This window comes from Actinomadura rugatobispora, assembly GCF_055379765.1.
On record NZ_AP029191.1, the window covers coordinates 1,868,820 to 1,890,342 of the forward strand.

The 21,523-nt window shown below is 66.3% G+C and carries 16 protein-coding genes and 2 tRNA genes; 10 read left to right on the forward strand and 8 right to left on the reverse strand.

The window, feature by feature from the left end; genetic code table 11:
* Positions 1-13 precede the first annotated feature (13 nt).
* A complete protein-coding gene (locus tag ACZ466_RS07730; protein WP_378286919.1) occupies positions 14-529 on the forward strand; it encodes a hypothetical protein in 516 nt (171 codons plus the stop codon).
* Here ACZ466_RS07730 and ACZ466_RS07735 read toward each other — a convergent pair.
* Positions 526-1,215, reverse strand: a complete 690-nt coding sequence (locus tag ACZ466_RS07735; RefSeq protein ID WP_378286918.1) for a nucleotidyltransferase domain-containing protein — start codon at positions 1,213-1,215, stop codon at positions 526-528. The genes ACZ466_RS07730 and ACZ466_RS07735 overlap by 4 nt on opposite strands.
* On the opposite strand from ACZ466_RS07735, the gene ACZ466_RS07740 reads away from it, so the two are divergent.
* Entirely contained in the window at positions 1,202-2,281 is a 1,080-nt protein-coding gene (locus tag ACZ466_RS07740) for a peptidoglycan-binding domain-containing protein (RefSeq protein WP_378286917.1), read from the forward strand. The two genes, ACZ466_RS07735 and ACZ466_RS07740, sit on opposite strands and share 14 nt — an antisense overlap.
* 451 nt (positions 2,282-2,732) lie before the next feature.
* Here the strand turns inward: ACZ466_RS07740 and ACZ466_RS07745 are convergent.
* A tRNA-Pro gene (locus tag ACZ466_RS07745) sits at positions 2,733-2,806 on the reverse strand.
* 136 nt (positions 2,807-2,942) lie between these two features.
* Between ACZ466_RS07745 and ACZ466_RS07750 the strand changes: the two genes are divergently transcribed.
* Positions 2,943-3,016 (forward strand) — tRNA-Gly (locus ACZ466_RS07750).
* A 239-nt stretch (positions 3,017-3,255) separates the two neighbouring features.
* On the opposite strand, the gene ACZ466_RS07755 is transcribed toward ACZ466_RS07750, so the two are convergent.
* From ACZ466_RS07755 to ACZ466_RS07775, 5 genes are all read right to left on the reverse strand, one after another.
* Positions 3,256-3,453: a DNA-binding protein gene (locus ACZ466_RS07755; protein WP_378286932.1), complete on the reverse strand. Its 198-nt coding sequence runs from the start codon at positions 3,451-3,453 to the stop codon at positions 3,256-3,258.
* A gap of 12 nt (positions 3,454-3,465) precedes the next feature.
* Positions 3,466-3,966, reverse strand: a complete 501-nt coding sequence (locus ACZ466_RS07760) for a hypothetical protein (RefSeq protein WP_378286916.1) — start codon at positions 3,964-3,966, stop codon at positions 3,466-3,468.
* A gap of 195 nt (positions 3,967-4,161) precedes the next feature.
* A complete protein-coding gene (locus ACZ466_RS07765) occupies positions 4,162-5,709 on the reverse strand; it encodes a relaxase/mobilization nuclease domain-containing protein (protein WP_378286915.1) in 1,548 nt (515 codons plus the stop codon).
* Positions 5,706-6,125, reverse strand: coding sequence for a plasmid mobilization relaxosome protein MobC (locus ACZ466_RS07770; RefSeq protein ID WP_378286914.1), 420 nt, complete (start codon positions 6,123-6,125; stop codon positions 5,706-5,708). Before ACZ466_RS07770 ends, ACZ466_RS07765 begins: the two co-directional genes overlap by 4 nt.
* Before the next feature lie 361 nt (positions 6,126-6,486).
* On the reverse strand, positions 6,487-6,948 hold the full coding sequence (locus ACZ466_RS07775) for an ATP-binding protein (protein ID WP_378286913.1): 462 nt from the start codon (positions 6,946-6,948) through the stop codon (positions 6,487-6,489).
* A gap of 438 nt (positions 6,949-7,386) precedes the next feature.
* Between ACZ466_RS07775 and ACZ466_RS07780 the strand changes: the two genes are divergently transcribed.
* The 7 genes from ACZ466_RS07780 to ACZ466_RS07810 all read left to right on the forward strand — a co-directional run bounded on the left by ACZ466_RS07780 (position 7,387) and on the right by ACZ466_RS07810 (position 18,952).
* Positions 7,387-8,739 (forward strand): helix-turn-helix domain-containing protein, encoded by a 1,353-nt coding sequence (locus tag ACZ466_RS07780; protein ID WP_378286912.1) that lies wholly within the window; start codon positions 7,387-7,389, stop codon positions 8,737-8,739.
* A 14-nt stretch (positions 8,740-8,753) separates the two neighbouring features.
* On the forward strand, positions 8,754-9,272 hold the full coding sequence (locus ACZ466_RS07785) for an NUDIX domain-containing protein (protein WP_378286911.1): 519 nt from the start codon (positions 8,754-8,756) through the stop codon (positions 9,270-9,272).
* 1,068 nt (positions 9,273-10,340) lie between these two features.
* Complete coding sequence (locus ACZ466_RS07790; protein WP_378286910.1) at positions 10,341-11,819, forward strand: hypothetical protein; 1,479 nt, start codon at positions 10,341-10,343, stop codon at positions 11,817-11,819.
* Positions 11,820-11,824: 5 nt separating this feature from the next.
* The gene (locus ACZ466_RS07795) at positions 11,825-12,640 is read left to right on the forward strand and encodes a hypothetical protein (protein ID WP_378286909.1); all 816 of its coding nucleotides are present in this window, start codon (positions 11,825-11,827) and stop codon (positions 12,638-12,640) included.
* Position 12,641: 1 nt separating this feature from the next.
* A complete protein-coding gene (locus ACZ466_RS07800; protein ID WP_378286908.1) occupies positions 12,642-17,102 on the forward strand; it encodes a coiled-coil domain-containing protein in 4,461 nt (1,486 codons plus the stop codon).
* The gene (locus tag ACZ466_RS07805; RefSeq protein ID WP_378286907.1) at positions 17,059-18,198 is read left to right on the forward strand and encodes a hypothetical protein; all 1,140 of its coding nucleotides are present in this window, start codon (positions 17,059-17,061) and stop codon (positions 18,196-18,198) included. The genes ACZ466_RS07800 and ACZ466_RS07805 overlap by 44 nt, the downstream gene beginning before the upstream one ends.
* Positions 18,199-18,640: 442 nt before the next feature.
* Positions 18,641-18,952, forward strand: a complete 312-nt coding sequence (locus ACZ466_RS07810; RefSeq protein WP_464043088.1) for a hypothetical protein — start codon at positions 18,641-18,643, stop codon at positions 18,950-18,952.
* A 1,053-nt stretch (positions 18,953-20,005) separates the two neighbouring features.
* Here the strand turns inward: ACZ466_RS07810 and ACZ466_RS07815 are convergent.
* The gene (locus tag ACZ466_RS07815) at positions 20,006-21,460 is read right to left on the reverse strand and encodes a tyrosine-type recombinase/integrase (RefSeq protein WP_378286905.1); all 1,455 of its coding nucleotides are present in this window, start codon (positions 21,458-21,460) and stop codon (positions 20,006-20,008) included.
* Positions 21,461-21,523 lie beyond the last annotated feature (63 nt).

Genomic DNA, 21,523 nt, shown 5'->3' on the forward strand with positions numbered 1-21,523 from the left:
AAAGGAGTCAGGCGTGCTGCGTGTGTTCTGCTTCGGCGGTCTCGGAGTGACGGTGGAGGACGTGTTCCTGATCGACCCCGACCCGGTCCGCGGCGGGCGCGAACGCGGCGTCCGGGTCGAGCTGCGGCTGCTCGACCCGGAGCCGTGGCGCGGCTCGATCAACGCCTCCCAGCGGGTGGTGGCCGACCGCGCCGTCTGGCGGGCCGACTTCCTGGAGACCGCCGCGAACGGCCCCGGCACCAAGGACCGCATGCACCACCACCCCGGGATGGCCGACAACGAGCCGGGGCGGCGCGTCTTCAGCGAGGACCTGACCGCCGACCCCATCGGCTGGCTGGAATCTCAGCTCGCCGACGCCGTCCCGCTCCTGGAGGCCGCCGAGGTCGACTCCCCCGAGGACTACCGGGCCTCCGCCGACGCGCTGCGCGAGAACCTCGACGAGGTGGTCACCAGCGTGTCCACCGTCCTGGACCGCGTCCGGGCCGGTGATCTCGCCAAGACCGCCGTCGCGCCCGGCCCGTCCCGCTAGAGGAAGGCCGCCCGCACCTGGAGCAGCCACTCCTCCACGGCGCCCTCGTCAGGACGCTCCGGCAGCGGCGTGGAGGCCGCGTCGAAGTCCTGCTCCGCCTTGGCCAGGACCGCCTTCGCCTCGTCCAGTTCGCCCCCGGCCACCCGCTCGCCGAAGTCCCGGTACCACTGCGGCTCGGCCAGCCGCACCGTGAGCAGGCCCGTCCGGTACAGCTCCAGCCCTTGGTGGACGAGCCTGGCCAGATGCCGGGCGTGCTTGGCCGTCCGCTTCCGCGTGTCCGCCGAGAACGACCCGTCCCCGCGGCCCTCCAACCGACGAAACTGCGACACCGCGTACCCGAGATAGGCGTCCCGCACCCGGGGCGCCGACAGGAACGCCGCCCTGATCCCGATCAGCCGGTCCCCCAACCCCGTCCGGGTCTCGTACTCCTCAAGCCACAGCAGCTCCGTCACAGACGGATTGACCCCCAGGCACAAGCTCGCGAACTTGCCCGCTTCATGCTGGGTGACGTCCGGGTTCGTGGTGACCTTCGTCGCCTGCCTCCCGGTCGGCGGCCGCAGCCCGTGGAACAGCGCCGTCGGCGCCGCGAAGACCGCCAGCCTGTCCACGTCCGACTCCGGCGTCGCCAGCCCATAGGCCGTGGACCCCACGACCCCCGCCAGCAGCACATTGGTGACCTCGACCACGCCCCCCATCCTGGATCTTCCTCCCCTACCCGCGCACCCGCTTTTCAAGGGGCACGGCCGACCGGAAGCGGCAACACCCCGTTTTGCCCTGCACCTCAGCGGGCACGGCCGCACCACAAGAGAAAAGGGAGAATCGCAAATGCATGACGATCAGTTCACCGCGATGGGCCCCCCATTCGCCGACTCGGGATTCCCGCAGACGGCGTTCTCGACCCTCTCCTCCGACGACACGGGCTTCCAATTCGGCCTCCGGGTGAACGCCCGCCGGTGCGGCGTCGTGGGACAGACCAGTGGCGGCGGAGTCGCGGGCCTGTACGGCCATGGCCGTTTCTCCCAGTTCGGCGTACTGGGAACCGGATTCGGGCAGCGCATCGGTGTCGTCGGGGCGAGCGTCACCAACACCAACGACCTCATGAACCTCAACGTGCCACCGGCCGAGGTCAACCTCGACTCCCTCGGAACAGGCTCGGGCACCGGCGTCTTCGGCAAGAGCGGATCCGGCTTCGGCGTCCACGGGATGAGCGACAGCAACACCGCGACCCTGGGCATGAGCCGCACCGGAATCGGCAGTCACGGGGACAGCCGCACCAGCACGGGAGTCCTGGGCACGAGCGACGCCGGGTTCGGCCTCCACGCCATCAGCCGCAGCGGCCCCGGCGCCGTCTTCGAGTCAAAAGAGAACGCCCAGATGCGTCTGGTGCCCCGGGAGATGCCGTCTCCAGAAGGCCGCGTCGGAGGCGCCGGAGGCGAACTGCTCGCGACAACCGAGACCGCACCAACGGGCCCCGTGTTCAGGCTCTGGTTCTGCACCCGCGCAGGCGACGCCGCCTCGGCCGCCTGGGATCTCGTCGCCGGAACCCGCCCCTTCCCCGGCACGCTCGCCGAGATCGACGTCAAGCGCGTCCAGATGCGCCTCAACATGATCAGCGGAACCCAGCTCAACGGCGACGGCGAACTGGGCCCCATCACCCGCGACGCCGTCATCGCCTTCCAGGAACGCGAGGGAATCCCGCAAACAGGCACCGTCAACGCCGAAACCTGGGAAAGGCTCTTCGCCTTGTCATGAACACTGCTTGAGCGCCGAGTCCATCACGGATTCCTCACGCCGGTCGATCCGCAGCCACTCACCCTCAGCCGGCAACTTCACCCCGTGCCGAGCCAGGCATGCCTGGAACGCACTGCCCTTCAATCCGCACAACCTCTCCAGGCATGAGCAGCGAGGCACACGTGCGCATGCGCTCCGCATTCCCCTCGTCCTCAGGCAGCCGAACCCTCTGCGCGCCAAGCACCCTGAAACCTCTCAGTCGGAACACTCACCCCAGGCGAGGAGGCAACCGGAGGACGAGCAACGGGGCCCCACTCTCACACCCGGCCAGCAACAAGCAAACGACAACGATGCCCGCACGCATACCGCAACCTGAACACACGCCACCGTCCCCAGGAAGCCCCGAGACCAACGTAGGCCGGACACAGCCGAGGCCCCGTCCCCCAAAGGAGAACAGGGCCTCTGACCTACGTCGGGCTGGCGGGATTTGAACCCACGGCCCCCGGCACCCAAAGCCGGTGCGCTACCAAACTGCGCCACAGCCCGTCTGACCCGAGCAGTGTAGTGCCGATCAGCCCCGAACGCCTCGCCCATTACCACCCGGACCCGAGCACCCCCGAAACCCTGTACTCTACGGATGGCGATCGACGTGCCGGCCCCGCCAGGCCGCCGCCGACCCCAAGCGGGCGTAGCTCAATGGTAGAGCCCCAGTCTTCCAAACTGGCTACGCGGGTTCGATTCCCGTCGCCCGCTCCACCGTTCCCCCAGGTCAGAGCCTCGCAGGGCGGTCTTGACCGCCCCTCCCAAGATCATTTGTCACCCATTTGTCACTGGGATCGGGCACGCCTGAGCGGCATCCTGGTTCATCTGCGAACCTTCGTGATCAAGGTCTGACCGCCCCCAGCAGAGATCGGTACGGGGGACAACCACGCGCCCTCAACACCGAAGGTCCGGCTCCCAACGGAGAACCGGACCTTCAGCCTGCGGACGTCTCGCTAGCTCGGCTCGATCCCGAGCAGGCGCCGGAGGTCAACCGTCACGACCCGGTAGCTGACCCCCACCCGGATGACCTTGCAGGGGAACTGCTCGCGGCGGGCCAACTCGTAAGCACGCGTCCGCCCGAACCCGATGGCGCGTGCGGCGGTCTCGATGCTGATCGTGGTGGGCAGGGCGAGAAGCTCCTCGTGGCTCATCTGCTTCACGGCTCAGGCCCCCTTCCTGAGGCCTCTGAACCATCTCGCCCGTTGCCCGCCTCCCGAGGCCGTGGATGCCGTTTCGCCAGCGATGTTGTAGGACGACGGTGCACCGACTGCCGACAGGCCCGTGCCACGGACATGGTCGATCGCGCTTCGCGCTTGGTTGACCGCTTCGCCACACCCCGCGCCCAGATGACGAGCGTGAAGGATGGAGCGGCTGCAGGCGCCGAGCGCCTCGTCGAGATTCGCGCCAGAGTTATGGACGAGGCGCCCATCCGCGTGCTGGCGCGCCAGGAAGCGCTCGAGTTGCTGTAGGGGTTGATCGAGGCCGGAGGCGGCTGCCGAGACGGCGTCCAACACCACGTGGACGGTTGCCGCCCCATCCAGACCGCGAGGTTCACCGACGGCCCGGTTCAGCGACCGGACGACCCTTTCCAGTTCGTGAGCGATTTGCTCAGTCTCGCAGTCCGCTTGGACGTCACGACCGGTCTTGCCTCGGTCGTAGGTCATGAATGCACTCCTTGAGGTGCAGGCCCTCTCTGGGAGAGCCAGAGCTGATCGTGAACATGGCCCGTCCTTCCTCTCGAGGAGCGGCAGCTAGACGCTCTGCCGTTTCATGACATTGTTTACGCTCCGTCATTGTGCACTTAGGGTGATCATGGCTCCACCACTGCGAGCGCATCGGCGAGTCTCGCCCCCTGCCGCTCAGCGCCTGGGCACGCCCCTTGGACGCGGTGACTCCTTGGCCAGTCGAGGGGCCGGTACGGCCGTCGAGCCCAACCCGTCGGCCAGCGGCACCGGGAAGGAGCTGGCCGCAAGACGTGCCGTCGTCCGGGCCTCCTCAGCGAGGTCTGCGACGCGCGGTGGTGCCGGGGAGGCTGATCCAGACGCCAGCTGACGGATGGTGTGGAGCCGACTTGCAGCTCGGCGAGCAGCGTCGGCCTGTGCGAGGCGGTGTTGGGCGAGGCGATGCTCGGCGGCCGATTCGATGAGGTCGGCGAGGTTCGCTATCAGGAATAGCAGGTCGACCGTGAGGTCCCTTCTTTGGTCACGTCGATCGCCCTGGTGGATGTTGGCGGCGGCGAGCATCCGCGCAGCGGAACGCAGGGCGCCCCCATACGGCGTGACCGGTGGTGGACGGCCGTAGGGTTCCCGGGCGGCGCGATCGTAGAAGTCGGCGGCTTTGGCCAGTTCGCGGTTTCCGGTGATGTCCGCGGTCACGTGCAGGACGTCGGACGCCGCCGCTGCGAGATCGGCACGAACACGTGGATCGCAGAGTGCGCGCATCTGCCAGGCCGCCGTCCCGGCCACCCGAGCAGCCTCCCGGTAAGCGCCAACCCGCACCTCATAGTCGGCCACTGCCCGTCGTGTCCACCTGTGCGATCGGGCATCCGGCTCGCGGGCGGCGTCGTCCCCCCACCGGTGACGCAGCTTGGGCAGGGTGAGGTCAGCGGCGAGTTTGCCGCCCGAGAAGTAGATCGGCGCACCTGACGAGTTCGTGTAATCGGGCACCGCCACGGCGTAGCCCGTAACCTCTCCCGGCGTCCGGACACTGAATCTCAGCCGGACCGACAACCCGCGCTCACGCAGTCCAGCAAAGAAGGCTTCCTCGCTGTCAGAGGATCCGGCGACTGCAGCGACCTGTCGGCGCAAGGTGACGCGAGGCGGCTCCTTCAAGCCGGCGCGCTGCGCGCGTTCCGTCTCGGCGCGCGTAGGACGCGGCGCCGCCGTCCGGTCCGCGGGCGCGGTGCGGCACAGGCCGTACCGTTGCTCGACGACCTGGCATGCCTTCCGCGCTTTGAGGTAGTCGCGGGTGATGTTCGGGCGGCGGCCGTCTTCCCGTGCGAGCGTGGCCACGACATGAATGTGATCGTCCGCGTGACGGACGGCGATCCAGCGGCAGGCCTCCGGATCGCCGCGTGGTGCGATGCCGGTCTGATGCATCAGCTCCTCGGCGGCGTCGGCCCACTCCTCATCGGTCAGGGCACGGTCTATGGGAGCCGTCCGTAGCGAGCACTGCCAGACCGGCTCGGCTGGCTGGCTGCCCCGCAGGGTCTCCATTGGGGAGCCAAGCGCATCAGCCAGCGACCGAAGATCGTACTTCCTGCCCGGTGGTCTGGGTGGTTCCAGTGCGGCTGGGTGCCGGTATCCGGCAACGATGTGTGGATCAACGTGCTCGTTCCGCTTGCCCGGCCCGTACAGGTAGCGGAGCAGGTTGCCGACATCGGTGCCGCGGGTGACCTTGGCGATCACGGCAGATGTCTACCGAGTTCGACGATGACCGCTTCAGCCCGCCGCACGACCTGGAAGCAGTACGCGGCCAGCCACGGCAGCGAATCGGAAACCTCGTTGTGGGTGTTGGCATGGCGCACGAGCTGGTTGAGGTTGACGCCGACCGCGTTGACCTGGCGGCTGGCATTCCGCAGGTCGGCATGCACCGCGGCGAGCGCTCCGTCCAAGGGCCGCTGCTCCCGGATCGCAGTGCGGACCGTCCTTACCACGAAGGCACTACAAGCGAGCCCGACCTGTGTCGCGGCTTGATGGATCTCTTTGTACTTCTGGTCGCTGACACGGATTCTCAGTTCCCGTTCTCTCCGTCGCCCTTCACCGAGCTTCGCCCGACGCTGCAACGGCTCTGACTGGCCGTCCTCATGCTTCGCTCTCCCCATGTACCTCCGCTCACGGCTCTTGGGGACCGCGCTCGGTCCCCACCTGGCCAGTGTGATCTTCCGAGCGGAAGTTATCCATAACAGGTAGCGCTCTACCAGCTATCTTGCATCCCGCGCTGGGCTGGATGAATGCTAGGTCACGCAGACGCTTTCATTCCGAAGACGAACAGATCGTGACGCACGATGCCGCGAACTCTCAAACCGTTCACCCGCCGGCAAACGCCCCAATTTTCCGGCACCTGGGCCAAGAACGAGAACCGCCGTAATCGTCGCCGGTGCCAGATTGGGCTCGATGGCGAGAGGCATCAGCGAGATGATCTCCACAAGAGTCCGGGTGTAGTCCTGAGGTCCAGCACGCAGGTCACGGTGCGCGCAGCTCCGCCCATACCACTTTGCCGCCGCCCTGCGCCGGGTACCAGCCCCACTTCTCACAGAAGGCCCGCACAACGAACAGGCCGCGCCCGCCCTCGGACTCGAAGTCGGGCAGCTGCTCGACCGGCGGTTCGTCACTGCTGTCCCACACCTCGACGAGCAGTTCAGCCCGCCTGCACGACAGCCGCAGCCGCACCTGTTCGAGCTGGGACAGCTCGGCAGAGGGCACAGCGAGCGGGTCCTTGGCGTATGCCTCCTGCTGCTGCACATCCAGCGTGCCGGTCGCCTTCACCGCGTTGCTGATGAACTCGGTGATGACGAGCTTCGCGTCGCCGAGCACGCAACGCATATTCCACCGGTTCAAGACCTCCTCGGTATGCCGCCGGCCCCAATACGCGGCATTGGGAAGTGCAATGAGTGTCAGCTCGCTTTGGTGCGTCCAAGTGTTCACGATGCGTTCCTCGATGCGTTGGCGGCCAGGGTGGAGCAGGGCCGATGCCGGAGCAGGGCTCTCGCAAATACCGCAGGGGGGAGCGGACATTCACAAACGACATCGACCCCGCGTCGGGAACACACGGCCGGCAGGCAACCTCTCCAGCTCGCTTGCCAGCCGTGCGCATGGTTCTCTCCGCGTGAGTTGGTGCTTTGCGGTGGAGGACCAGCCTGCGACCTGGGGAACTACCGGGCTACGCTGGTTCCGCCTACCGTTTATGCGCACGATGCATAGCGGCGAGACAAGTCACCACCAGGCGACATATACTGACCGTAATCGACTACCCCCAGGAAGCCACCGTCGGTTATGACCACAGGGGATAATGCGCGTATTTGCCACACTTGCGGCACGCGTCTCGCTCGGGACAATCCGGGCGTTCGGTGCGCTCCGTGTCAGGTGAAAGCGCGTGACCGGTTCATCACGCCACTGACCGTGCCCGCTGATTTCTGGAGCTCCGAGCCCCTACGGGCGGCCCTGGTCAGCTGGCACATGGGGCAGGTCGTCCGGGCGTACCGGCATCATCCCCACCACGGCCCGCGTGCCCTGCCGCAAGACATCGTCGCCCGCTGGCTCAACATCACTCAGACCCAGCTCAGTCGCATCGAGAGCGGCCCACCAGTGACCGACCTGGACCGCCTCATCCCCTGGGCACGCACCCTCGGCATTCCATCCTGCCTGCTGTGGTTCAAGCTCCCAGAAGACCGTCAGCCACCCGCCACATCCCCACCTATCCGGCAAGCCACCGCTCCATCGCTACCCGCCGCCGTGCAGCAAGCCGTACTCAACCCGCTTGCCAGCCTGGCGCTGTCCAGTGACGACCCGAACATGACGACACTGCACGCCTTCCGCGCGGCAGACCGCCAGGTCGGCGGCGGCCACCTCTACCCCACCGTCACGAGCTATCTGCAAACCACGCTCGCGCCCCAGTTGTTCGGCAGCCACACGCCCCAGCGAGGGGTCAACGTCTTCACCGCAGCAGGCGGCTTCACCGAGATGGCAGGCTGGATGGCTCACGACGCTGGCCACGACCGCATCGCCCGCCAGCACTTCGGCCGTTCACTCCACCTGGCCCAGATGGGCGGGGACCCCCAGCTCAGCGCCCATATCTACGCCAGCATGAGCCACCTCTCCCTGCACCAGGACGAACCGGAAGACGCCATAGCGCTTGCACAGCAAGGCCACACCGCACTCGCCGACGCACCCCCAGCACCAGCGCTCTCCGCACGGCTCTATGCCATGGCAGCACGCGGCCTGGCAGCGCTCACCGATCACGCCGCCTGCACTGACGCCCTAACCGACGCGGAGAAGGCACTAGAACGCTCCCCCTCCGACGTACCGTCACCATGGGTCAGCCCTTTCGACGCCGGTTCGCTGGCCAGCGAAACCGCTCGCTGCATGCGCCAACTCGGGCACCTGACCGAAGCCGAGCGCCAGGCCCGACGCATCATCGAGCTGCGCGCCGACAGCCACATCCGCAGCCGAGCCTTCGCCAAGCTCCTCCTGGTGACAGTGCTCATCGCCCAAGGCCAGCCGGAAGAGGCATGCACCCAAGCCCGCGAAGTCGTCGACGCCATCCAAGGGTTGAGCTCTCACCTCGTAACCCAGCAACTCGACGAGCTACAGGCGCTACTGAGGCCATACCGAGCGAACGTCACGGTCGCCGACTTCCTACCCTGCCTAGAAGATGTCGTCCGCAGCCGACGCGGTCTCTACAGTTGGCTGAGCAGCGACGCCGCCACTGCGCGATGAGCCGAGGAGAACCGATGTCTCCTGAAGAACCGCTCTACGAGCGCGACCCCGAAGCATGGCGCGCCCATCTCGCCGAGGGCAACGCCACCCAACCACGCAAGCGCGTCGGCGCCGACGCGCTCATCCGCGACCCCGCGGGCCGGCTGCTCCTTGTAGACCCGAAGTACAAGCCGGACTGGGACCTACCCGGCGGTATGAGCGAAGCCAACGAACCACCAACAGAGACCGTCCGCCGCGAGTTGAAGGAAGAGTTGGGCCTCGACATCCACCCCGGCCGACTCCTATGCATCGACTGGGTACCCCCACACGGCCCCTGGGACGACTCCCTCATGTTCATCTTCGACGGCGGCGTACTCGATGAGCACCAGATCGCTAACCTCAGCCTGAACGATGAAGAGCTAGGCGCCTTCGAATTCTGCAACGACAACGAAGCCGCCAACCGCCTCCGCCCATACGTCTGGCGTCGCGCACATGCAGCACTGCACAGCCTCCAAGCGGGTAAGGCCTCCTATCTACAGAACGGCCACCGGTGATAAGCCGCTCTAATCGTTCTGAGCTTCCCGAGGGTCACCCTTGGAGCACGGATACCGGCGGCGGGCACGCTGCTTACCGGCAGCTGACAGTGATCGTCCCGAGGATCCCACCCTGCACCATCACACCAACTGAAGATGGCAGAAACCCTGACCACATTCCCGCTGCTCGGAGGTGACTTTGTGACAGGGACGGACGCAATCGCCAACCTTCTGCTTTCAGGTCACACGCCCCGAACGCTGCACTGACCTGCAAAGATGCACGTGCCTGATGAGCGAAAACCCGATAAGCGAATTGCCTTGCCTACTGAGCCTAGCTCCGCCCTCTGCTGAGATCCTACCCCCGTGAGCCCACTCTCACCCGCAAGCCCTGTCACGATTGCTTCGCGGAATAACTGCGCTAACAGCGTGAAGTAGACCGGTCTTTAGTCGCGGACGATGCCTGTAGGCATGAGACCACCTGCTGCAGTGGGCATGCCAGTGCTGGTGTGGTGGATTGCTCCCCGAGTGTGAGGAGGATCTGCGTCGGGAGACCGGAGTCATCTGGCGTCACGGCCTGCCCCCACAGGCATGGGGATCACTCGTGTTCCTAGGGCTGGAACTTCACCTTGAGTGGACCACCCCCGCGTGCGCAAGACCAACAGGCTGATCCACGCTCGAGCCAGATCCCTCTCCCAGCGGAGAGGGAGATCCAATCAGACGGAAGATCTCAAGGTGGCCTACTGGTCGGTTCGGTGACTCAGGCAGCGGCGCTGCACGCTGGGAACGCCGCTCGCGGGGCACCGAGACGTTCCGTGCCCCGAGTGTTTTGGAGCATGTGGTTGCGCTCCGGCAGTCAGTAGGCCAACACGACACAGTTGATTACTAACTCGCCCGAGGGGTGGATCGCGCAGGACAGGAGGCTGTCCGGTTCGATGTGGATGGACTTCACCTGGGTGACGATGCTTCGGACGGACGATGGCGCGCCCTCCTGCGAGCTGGCTCGGGAAGCAGGCGAACTCCATGACAGAGCCGGACGCAAGGGTGAGAAATGACGGCACTGTGCTCATTCTGAACGATACAGTGACTGCCGTGACAGGAGATGTCATTGAACCTGGGGGATCATCCGATCGGAGCTTCAGCGAGAGGGTCAAGGCGCTATCCCTCACCCGGCCGCTACATGAGCTCGACGAGAGGAAGGGGCTCGTCACCTGGGCGGACGCACGGGTGTACCCGATGGCAGAATTGGCCTTGCACGCCATCGACATCGTCGCGATCGCCCAAGACTTCGAGACCGGCGCGGGGCACGACCGCGTCATTGAGCGGCTATCGGAGCACGCTCGGCAGATCGCGCCCGATCGATCAGCGAATGAGTGGACGGCCGTGGCTCGCTGGGTGCTGAACGGCTTGCTCAACGCTCAGCACATCGAGAGGGGATTCACCTCGTCCTACGGGGTGACCGATGAGGCGGGCCGCCACGTCAGGCTGGACTTCCGGTTCCGGCTGCTGGAAGAGCAGCGGGACGAGCGCGGCGGGCTCGTGCTCAGGGCGTCCAACGAAGCACTCAACGTGCTGGTCGGAGCGCTCGACACGGACGTCGAGTCAGCGCAGATCGCCGCCGAGGTCCGGCTTCGGAACCTGATCAAGCGGGGGCGGCTCCAGGACGCGAAGCTCGTCGCCGAGCAGGCCCGGATCCGGACGATCCAACTCGGCGAGGAGATCCGAGCACGCCTCGACGCCACGCGGCGCGACGTATGGTCGGTGGACTGGATGGAGACGATGCCCGGGCTCCTGGACGAGGCGCTGGAACACGTCGAGGAACGTGTCGTCATGGAACGCGGGATCGCCGCACAGATCACACGGACGCGAGACGAGGCGGACGATCCAGTACTCAAGCGCGCGGCTGCCGAACTCGTCGACATCGTCGAGGACTGTGTCCGCCGCCACACCGTTCTGCAACGGTGGCTGATCGGGGCTCGCGTGGTCTTTCGCGAGGAACAGGACCGCCAGGAGTTTTCGGGACGGCCCGGCGGGCTCGGCATTGACCTGTACGGAGGTCTACTCAAGCCGCTGATGGCGCTCTCCGTCGCCGAGGCGGCCGAACCCGTCGCGCGGTTCTTCGCGGCCTCCAGTGGCCCCGAAGCCAGCGCCCCCGTCCATTTGACGGGACTCGTTCGGCTGCTGTTCGATCCCCCGCCCGAGCGGCCACGGCACGCTGAACCGGTGCCCCAGCCCGAGTTCGCGCCACTGCCCGAACCCAGTGGGTTCTCCGACGCGGAATGGGATGCCGCAGAGCGTCTGCTGAACCTCCCCGGAAGGGTTCGCAGGCTGTCGGACCTCCTGGCGGAGGCGGCGGAGTCCGACCTTGAGAACCTTCCAGACCTGGTGGCTCTTCTGGCCCAGCACGCCTTCGCGCCGGAAGCGCGCTCGAGCGTTCACAGAGGGGATCGCGCGCTGCGGCTGTCGGTCCCCACGGGCACACCGCTCGACGTCCCCGGTTTCGGCGGCGACGACCTGCTGGTCACCTCGGCACTTATCGAGCGGAACGACGAAAGGGCAGGCGAGCGGTGAACCCCGTGTTCGAGGACGAGGACGACATTGAGGCTGCAGGCCGACTCGTCGCTTACGGCTTCCGGCCCAAACTCCGTCCGTTCCGCGACCTGGACTACGCGGCGCTCGTCCGGCGCTACAACGAGGATCCGGAGTTTGAGCGGATCGTCCACCGCTATGCGGCGGGACTGAAGCTCCGTGTCATCGGCGTCACCGGGAGCGCCGGCTCCGTCCTCGCACCGCTTCCAGGCTCGTTCTTCGAAACGAAGCTCGAACCCTACGCCCGGCTGTTCCGCCAGGCCCAGCACCGGGAGACCGAACGCGTCCTCCACGGCATCGTCCACCTCGCGGCAGCTGCGCTGGGCTTTCCAAGACCCGCCGACCTCGCCGACGACAAGTACGTCGGCCGGATCTCGGTCAGAGAGGTCGACCGCGTCGTCCAAGACGTCTGCAAGGAGTTGGACGCACGGGCGGCGGCGGCTGGCGAGAACGGGGATCCACCGCAGGGCGAACCGGAACTGGAACGGGTCTGGAGGCTATACGCCCGCCGACCGGAAGCCGCGGAGACGCGGGACGACCGGGTCGCGCCTCACACCAACGAGGCGCTCGTCCTCAGAGTCGTAAGGTATCTCCTCGAGGAGGGCATGCTCACGGCCTACAACGAGGAGGCGGAGGAGTCCGACCGGGTCTTCCGGACGACCAACCGATACCAGCTCCAGGTCCGTGAGCTCGCGGCACTCCGGCTGTTCGATGAGCTGACCGAGATCATGAACGGTCCGCCCATGTCGCAGGGCGGCCTCGTTCGCCGACCTGATTCCGAGGCGCTGTCGGGAGACCAGTGAGATGTACGAGCTTTCCCGAATCTGCCTCCGTTCCGTCGGTCCCTCCGGGGCGCGCTACGAGAACGTCCTCCTAGACTTCAGCAAGGCGGGCCGTCCGGTAACGGGTTACCAGGCGAACCTGTTCGCAAGTGTGTCGGAGGTGCTTCGGCCGTCGTCGGCCAGCGTTGTCTTCCTGGAGAACGGCGGCGGCAAGTCCGTCTTGCTGAAGCTCGTGTTCTCGGTCCTGCTGCCAGGCCAGCGCAACGTCGTCGGCGGCTCGGACGGAACCTCCCTTGGCGACTTCGTCGGTGCGAGGGACGTCTCCCACGTGATCCTGGAGTGGACGCACTCGGTCACCGGACGCCTGTTGATCACCGGGAAAACCATGGCCTGGAAGGGGCAGACGGTTTCAGCGACCGCCGAGAACTTTCTTGAACAGTGGTACTGCCTGTTTCCCAACGAGAAGCTCAACCTCGAAAGTCTCCCAGTCGTCGAGCAGGGCCGCTATCTGACCTTTCAGGCGTACCGCGCCCAGTTGAGCGCGGCGTTCGTCGAGGACTCGCATCTTGATCTCTACTGGCCCAGGAGCCACGGCGACTGGACCGAGCGCCTGGGAAAGCTCGGCATCGACACCGAACTGTTCCACTACCAGCGGCACATGAACGCGGGCGAAGGCGAGGCCGTCCGGGCTTTCACCATGGAGACCGACGAGCGGTTCGTCGACTTCCTACTGGAGGCCGTCCTGCTCGAGCGGGACCTGACTCCGCTCGCCGACCTCGTCTCCGAGCACGTCGAGAAGCTGGCCAAACGCGCCACCACTGTCCTGGAACGGGACTTCGTGGAGGAAACGCTGGAGCTCCTCGCCCCGCTGCGACGGAACGCGGAGCGCGCCGCAGTCTCATACGACACTTCGGCGCGGGCCCAAGCCTCACTCAGTGCCTTTGCCGGGAGCGTCACCGCCCGCAGCGGCCGTGAGAACTCGTCGCTGGTCAGCCTCACGGAGCGGGTGAAGGCAGCCAAGACGTCCCTCAAGGAGGCCGAGCTCGAGGCCACCGCCCTCCTGAACCGCGAGCAAGCACTGCGCCTCCGGAAGGCGATACTGGCGCTCCAGGCGGCTGATCGAAACACGAACGAGACGGAGTGGAGGACTCGCCAGGCCGAGGCCGAGGTCAGCGCATGGCAGAGCACCGGCGCGGTACTCGATCATCTCAGCAACGCCGCCGAGGCCGGACGCCTTCGCGAACTCGTTCAGGAACGCGACGATCAGGCACGTCCCCTCCTAGAGGCCCGGACGCTCGCCGCCATGTCTCTCGCGCGTGCGCTCCTTGGCCTCGCGCGGAACGCCGCCGACGCCGCCGCAGTCCTCGATGAGGAGGCCGCCGAACACCAGAACAGGGAAGCCGCCGCACGCGAAGCGCAGCAGACAGCGACCGGAAAGGCCGCCGAGGCGAGGGCAAACGCGGTCACGCTCACCGACCTGATCTCCAACGTGGGGAGGCGGCTCGACAAAGCCGTGAACGACGGCCTCATCGAGGCACCCGAGACGCTCGCGACTGCGCTCTCCACCGAACGGAACAAGCGACAGGACCTTTACGAGAAGGTGGCCGGCGCCCAGAAGCAGGTCAACGAGCTCATCGACGACTGGCCGCGTCTCGATGCCGAACAACGTGGCGCGGACCTCGAGGCCAAGGACGCCGAACAACGGCATGACGCCGCGAGGGACGCCGTTGAGGAGGCCCACCGACGACGCGCGCTCCTCCAAGCGGAGGACCGCCTCGCGGAACTCCTCCAGACTGGGGACGTCCTCCTTGAGCAGGACGCTCCAACCCTCGCGAAATCCCTCGCCGAGGCGATCGCGGAGCACACCCACAAGATCGTGGCCCTGATGGTCGAGCAGGCACAGGACGAACGCGACCGCCTGGCCCTCGCCGAGGGCGACCTGCTCCCGCCGTCGGCCGGGGTGGAGGAGGCATGCGCGGCCCTGGTCAGGGAGAACATTCAGGCATGGCCGGGATGGAGATATGTCAGCGACATTCAGAACCGAGACCGGCGGCGCGAACTCGTCCGCGTCCATCCGCACCTGGTGGCCGGAATTCTCCTGAACTCGAAGGAGCACGTCGAGGACGCCCGCCGGATCCTGTCCGACGAGCGTCACCAGTCGGCCTCGGTCGTGACCGTCGCCACGACCGAAGAACTGGAGCGGCCCGGCTCCGGCGTACCCGCTTTCGTGCTCCCCTTCAAACCCGCGCTCTACGACGAGGCAGCCGCCGAACGAGAACACGAGCGGATCGAGTCCCGGCACCGGGACAGGACCACGGCCATCGCCGCGCTCACGGAGGCCCAAGAGAGGGACACCGCCCTTCTGAGCAGAGTCCGTGACTGGCTGCGGGACTATCCACCGGGGCGCATTACCGGACTCGAAGGCGATCGCGATCGAGCCGCAATGGAACTCACCGAGGCGACGGCGGCCGTGGCCACGGCCGAAAGGGCCAAGGAGCAGAACGAGCGTCGGCTTCTCCACGCCCGTGTCAAGCGGCAGGCTCTCGCGGAGGAAAGAACGAGATCGGAAGACCTGGTCCGAACCCTCACCGCTCTGGCCGACGAGGCCGAGAAGATCCCAGGCTGGAAGAACAAGCGGAGGGGCCTACTCGAGACCGCCCGTGTGGAGAGCGAGACCGCCGAACGTCTCGGAAACGACGCCCTGAACGAGAACCGGTTGGCCACCGACGCGGTTCGCGAGGCCGACCGGCAGCGCCGGGCGGAGCGGGACCTCGACGCGGAACGTGCCGCGTTGCCCGGTGCTGAGGAGATCACCGACTCCGGTGCGCGCCCTGCAGAGCCCGTCCCGGTACTGCGCGAACTCTACGCTGCGGCGGCGGAGCAATACCAGCGCGCCGCGACCGACGAAGATCTGATGGAGCGGCTGGCGACTGCGGAGAAGACCGCCGCGGCCACGACGGCGACCTACGAAGCCCTCAACTCGAAGATCCGGGAACGTGCCCAGGACCTCCTCAAAACCACTGCGGGTGCGAGTGCGGCCAGCCGGGCGTCAGCGCTCGACCTGGCCGTGCGGGCCCGGGCTGTGGCCGATGAGGATCACCACAACGCGCGTGTCCGCCGAGGTGTGTGCGAGCACGAGGCCCAACGGCTCCAAACGGCATGGGACGACAAGGAGGCCGGGCCCGTCGACAGGTTCCTCCATCCGCTTCCGGTGGACGTCGCGGCCTGTGACCTGAGTATCCGGCAGACGCTCGACGAGCACGCCGCCGCCGTACGTCTGGTCACCGAACGCGAGAAGGAACTGGATCTCCGGCAAGGGGAACACTCGGGAGCGGAGGAGGCGGCCAGGTCCTTCGGCGTCCTTGCCAAGGGACTCGAGGAGGATCTGACGGATTCCGTCGAGACGCCCTACGAGGGCGACTACGCGTCCGCCGTCAACGAGTACGACGTCCTGTTCGCCTCCCGAAAGTCCACGCGATCGGCGGCCTTGGAGGACGCCGACCAGGTGAGGAAGTCGGGGCGCGCCCTGCACGCCCTCACCAGGAGCGACCGATTCGCCGAACTGGGCGCCGCTGTTCAGCGCGAGATCAACGCGACGGAACCCGAGCGACTTGCGGAGAAGGCCGAACCCTGGGAGGAACGGCTGCGGCCCCGTCTTCGGTCCCTCAACGACGATCTCGAACAGACCGAACGGCACCGCCGGAACATCGTCACCAATCTCAAGGGCGAGACCGACAAGGCGATCGGTGTTCTCCGCACCGCCCAGCGGGTGTCCCGGCTCCCAAGCAGCCTCGGCGACTGGCACAACGAGGAGTTCCTCCGCTTCCAATTCGAGCTCCTCGGCAACGAACTCCTCATGGAACGTCTCGGCGAGGTCGTCGATGAAGCCGCCGCCGGGAGGACCTCCGACAACCGCAAGGTCCAGCGCACCGGTCTGGCCTTGATACTCAGGGCCGTCCATGCGGCCACACCCAAGGGGATCAAGGTCTACGTCCTCAAACCCGACACCACACTGCGCGCCGAACGCGAACGGGTCTCACGGGTGAAAAAGGTCTTCTCCGGCGGACAGCAGCTCACCGCCGCGATCCTGCTCTACTGCACGATGGCGGCGCTCCGCGGCAACGACCGTGGCCGGCGCGCGGAGCACCGCGCCGGGCTGTTGTTCCTCGACAACCCGATCGGCCGGGCGAACGCCTACTACCTGCTGGATCTCCAGCTGTCCGTCGCGCGCACGCTCGGGGTCCAGCTCATTTACACAACAGGGCTCTTCGACGACAGGGCGCTGCGCCAGTTCCCTCTGATCATCAGGCTTCGCAACGACGAGGATCTCAGGTCCGCCCGCATGTTCCTGTCCGTCGACGCGCGGGTCAAGGGGCACCTCGACGCTCTGCCGCCTTCTGACGGCGTCGGGCGGATCAGCACTGCGAGAATCTACAGCCATGGCAGAGGCACAGGACAGGTCCCTCCCCCGAAGGGAGCGTGAGCTCGCTGCGGGACTCCGCCGATGGGCCGACGACCGGGGCCTCGGCAAGGGCGCCAAGACCCGTGTCCCGATCCGGGACGTCTATGACGTCTTCCAACTCGTCCACAATCGCAATCCCGACAACGCCTACGAACCGGAGGTGCTGGCCCACCTCCTCAAACAACTCGAACAGCACCGCATCGTCAGACCACTGCGGGAGCGAGCCCCCGACATGGCCCCGCTGCCCGTCGGAGTCTGGCTGCTTCCCGAGACGCCGCGGCGGGCCACGTCCGTTCCTATGCCGTCCTGGCATCCCGAGCTCAGCGGCATGGCCGCATCCTGGAGAACGGCCGGCCCACGGCAGAAGGCCGCTTACAGGGCCATCAATACTTGGCTGAAGAGCGCCCCCGATCTAACTCCGTTGCCGCTTCGCGAGCGCACTCTGGAGATCTTCGGCACTTATGGCTCGGACGCCGACTTCCCCATTCCCGAGAAAGCTCTCGACAATCTCAGAAGCGGCGTCCTCTTCTCCGACACCGCTCGGCTCGACGAAGTGCTCCGCACCTTCCGCCCACCGCTTCCCCTCCTGACCGAGACCTTCCCCGCCACCGACGACAAGGGCCGGTTCCACAGGGTCGGCCACGGCGACCTGCTCCTCGTCATCGAGAACTCCACCACGTGGTGGTCCATCGTCGACGCGCTCCCCTCAGACCATCGGCTCGGCTATGTCGCCTGGGGAGTCGGCGGCTCCTTTCGCGCCTCGATCCGATCGATCGCCGCCAAGCACCGGATCGCCGAAATCCGCTATTTCGGGGACCTCGACCCAAGTGGCCTCACCATCCCCCTCAAGGCATCTCAAGCCGCCACCGCTATCGGCCTCCCCCCCGTTCTCCCGGCGACGGCGCTGTATAAGCTGCTCCTTCGGGTTGGCCGCCCCCGCCACGGCACCGAGTCTTGCGTCGCCCCCGATGTGGCCTCCTCCCTTAGCGCCTGGCTCCCCCTCAGCCAACGCCCAGCCGTGACCGCCCTCCTTACTGGCGGACGTCGGATCGCCCAGGAATGGGCCAACCATCGCCACCTGACTCGCGACACCGCGTGGCACCAGGACATTCGCTGAACGGACGCGGTCGAGCAATGATGATCGCAACAGTTAGGTGGCGCTGATCTGCACAAGAGGGGCGTCGGTGGCGCCTGTCCACCGGGGCAAGCGAGGGTCGCAACGTCCAAACCGGCAACTACACCGACGGCCGGATCAAGTCTCGTTCGGCGGGAAGATCTCGGAAGGAGCGGATGGAAAGACGTATCGAAAGTCCTCATCCAGGCTGCGGCGGCTTCGGGTGAGTTTGAGGTCCTGGACGTGCGGCGGCCTCTGGCTAGCCTGGTCAGTGTGGTGGCTGACCGTGCTAGGGCGTCGTGGGTGTTGGGTCAGGTTGGTGTGTTGGACGTCCATGCCTGCGGCTACTAAGGCGGCGTGGATCTCTTGAGGCTGTGGCGGCCGATGTTGCGGACGTGTGGGAGTTGGCCGTTACGGGGCAACCGAAGGGCTCACGATCGACCGGGTGCGGGACGTCCTCAAGGCGGCCAAGAAGGACCAACTCTACGCCTTCTACGTCCTGGTGCTCTGCGTCGGCCTGCGGCGCGGCGAGCTGCTCGGGGCTGCGGTGCGAGGACATTCGGCTTGTCCGCTGCCGTGGCTGCGCCCGCCCGCCAACCGCGAGAACCTGCTGCCCGGGGTTCGACCAGCCTGCGGTTCCTCGAGCCACATCGCCGGTGCCCACCGGCACTCCTCGCTCTATTCACGAGGCCATCGTGCACCCGACCACGACCTCGGCCATCACGGAAGACAGCAGACCGCCTCACCACTCCAATAGAGCACACTCCAGAACAGCCCGAATGGCTGGGTTGAATCCCTTCAGCTCAAGCTCCGCACGACCTGCCAGTGCTGCGCGCAGAGCCCGCCTTCGTGCTGAGGCCACCGAAAGGCGAGGTTCTCAGGCTCACCTGGGACCTGATGGACTTTGACGCCGCTGAGTTGTGGGTGGGCGAGCAACCGCAACAGGTCCGATGGCAACTGCTGCGCCTCCAGGTCAAGACCGAAACGCCAGAAACGGCCTACCCATCCCGGCCGTCTGCGTCGCCGCGCTCCTCCTGCAAGCAGCACGAGAACCGAGCACCGAGGGCGGCACGCCGAGCGACAGACTGATACGGGCCTACGCGTTCGACCGACCAGCCTTTCGTCGTTTCTGGGGCAGTGCGGGGCGGCGCGGACAAGCGGCTCGCAAGCGGGACCTTCGGGTCAGCGTGCACGGCCGCTGGTCGGGGGATATCCCGAGAGCCAGTACCCGGTCCCATCGTAGTAGCCAGGGCCAGGGCCCAAGACGCCTGTGCCACTGCTGAGGGCTGCATAGAGGGCTTCACGTTCCTCGCGCCAAGGTTCGTGCGTCGACCACCATTCCCTGCTGCGCGCAAAGTGGTCGGTCTCGTAGGAGTGCGCTCCCCAGTGCTCTGCGGGAAAGGTGCAGCACTCGCCGGGCTCTGTGTCGGTCATCGGGATCTCGGCTGGACATCCGGGCATCGAGGCAAACTCGCGGGCACCCTCATCGTCCCAGTGAAGCCAGACCAGCAACATACCCTCGTATTCGTTGACTAGGAGGACGTGGCGACCAGGATGGCCAGCCTGAGACTCGCACAAAAGGTCCGAATGAGGAAATCCTCCACTAACAGGCTGGCCGTAGCGCGCCCGCAGGCTCTCCCTCTCTTCTCGCACAATCTTCGTGACGGCACTGCACGAAGCAATCAGCTCGGGGGCTTCTTCCATATCTCGAAGGTTAGATCAAGAGACGCGCTGCTTACGGTGCCTGAGGAACAAACGATGACGCTAGGCCACTTTCGGCCACCCTCACCGGCGAGAATGTACGGCCCTTCTAGGCAGGGCGGAGCTTGAGGTTGTCGCTGGTCTTCTGAGCAATCAGTTGATCGGTGATTAATGCTTGGAGTTCGGCGATCTTGGCTTTCGCATCGGCCAGTTCCTTCTCTGCGTTCGGGGAACCCGGCGGTCCTGCGGGTGTTGTGCGGATCTTGTTCAGGGCTTCCAGGGCGGTTTCATCGGCGGTGGGGAGGGTGTGAAGGTAGCGCTCGGTTGTGGAGATCTTGCGGTGACCGAGGCGTTCCTTCACCACCTGAAGGTCGGCGCCGCCAGCGAGGAGCCAGGAGGCGTGGGCGTGGCGGAGGTCGTGGATTCGAGGTGACCAACCGAGGTTGGCGGCGTCTCGGGCTGGGTGCCAGCAGTACTTGCGGAACCAGTTGGCGGAGATGTGCGGTTCGGTGTCGACGATGCGGGGCTTGCGGGGGCTGTCTCTGCCTTGGGCTCGACGCTTGGCTCGGTAAGCGGCGTAGGCGGCTCGGCAGCGGTCGCACTTGCACTTGCCGAGGTTGTAGGCCGTGATCGTTCCGTGGGTGTAGGTGCGCCCGTTCGGGGCTTTGAAGGTGAGGGTTTCGGGTTCTACGAGTTCGGGTTTGGGTGGTTTGTCCCGGCGGCGGCTGAAGAAGAGGTCGTCTGGGCCGAGGTTGTTGGCTTCTGCGTGTGCCTTGAGCTTGGCGACGATCTGGGGACTGAGCTTGAAGCGGCGCCACCGCTTGCCCTTGGGGTAGTCCTTGACCAGGAAGCGGCGGCCTTCGGGGTGGTATTTGGGGACGAGTTCGACTACAGAGCGGCTGACGGTGAGGATGCCGGTGGTGAAGTCAAGGTCCTTGACGCGCAGTTCGGTCAGTTCGCCCCAGCGGAGGCCGCTCTCGATGTCGGTCTCGACCAAGAGCTGGGCGGTCGCGTCCGGGAGGGCCTCGTAGATGCGGGCGAACTGCTCGGTCGTGATGATCTGACGCGGCTTCTCGGGGACGGGGTCGGTCTTCACGCCGCGGCTGGGGTGGTAGACGAGGACGCCGTCGTTGACGGCGGTGGTGAAGATGGCGTTGAGGATGGCCGTCTTGCAGTACTTGATGCGGTAGGCCGAGGCACCTTGCTTCTTCAGGTGCGTGATCCACTCGCGGACGGTCTCCGAGGTGATGTCCTGCAGCTTCATGTCGCCGAAGTACGGCATGACGTGGGAGGCGAGCGCGTAGGCGTAGTCCTGGCGGGTTGATGCCTCGATGCGGTGGTTCGGGAACCAGCGTTCCTTGACGTAGGTGCGGAAGGTTTGCCGGGCTCGGCGAGGGTCGCCTGCCTTGCCCTCGGCGATGCGTGCCTCGGCTCGTTGCCAGGCTCGGTCGGCCTCCTTGCGCGTGGCAAAGGTGCCGGCCGTCTGGCGGACGCTCCTGGCGTCGTCATAGAGCGCCTGGTACCGGGTGCCGTGCGGACCCGTGCGCTTGCGTGTGAAACCCATGGTCCCCCGGGAAGCGAGATCATCTGTCACTCATTTGTCACTGGATCACGGAAATCCCAGCGA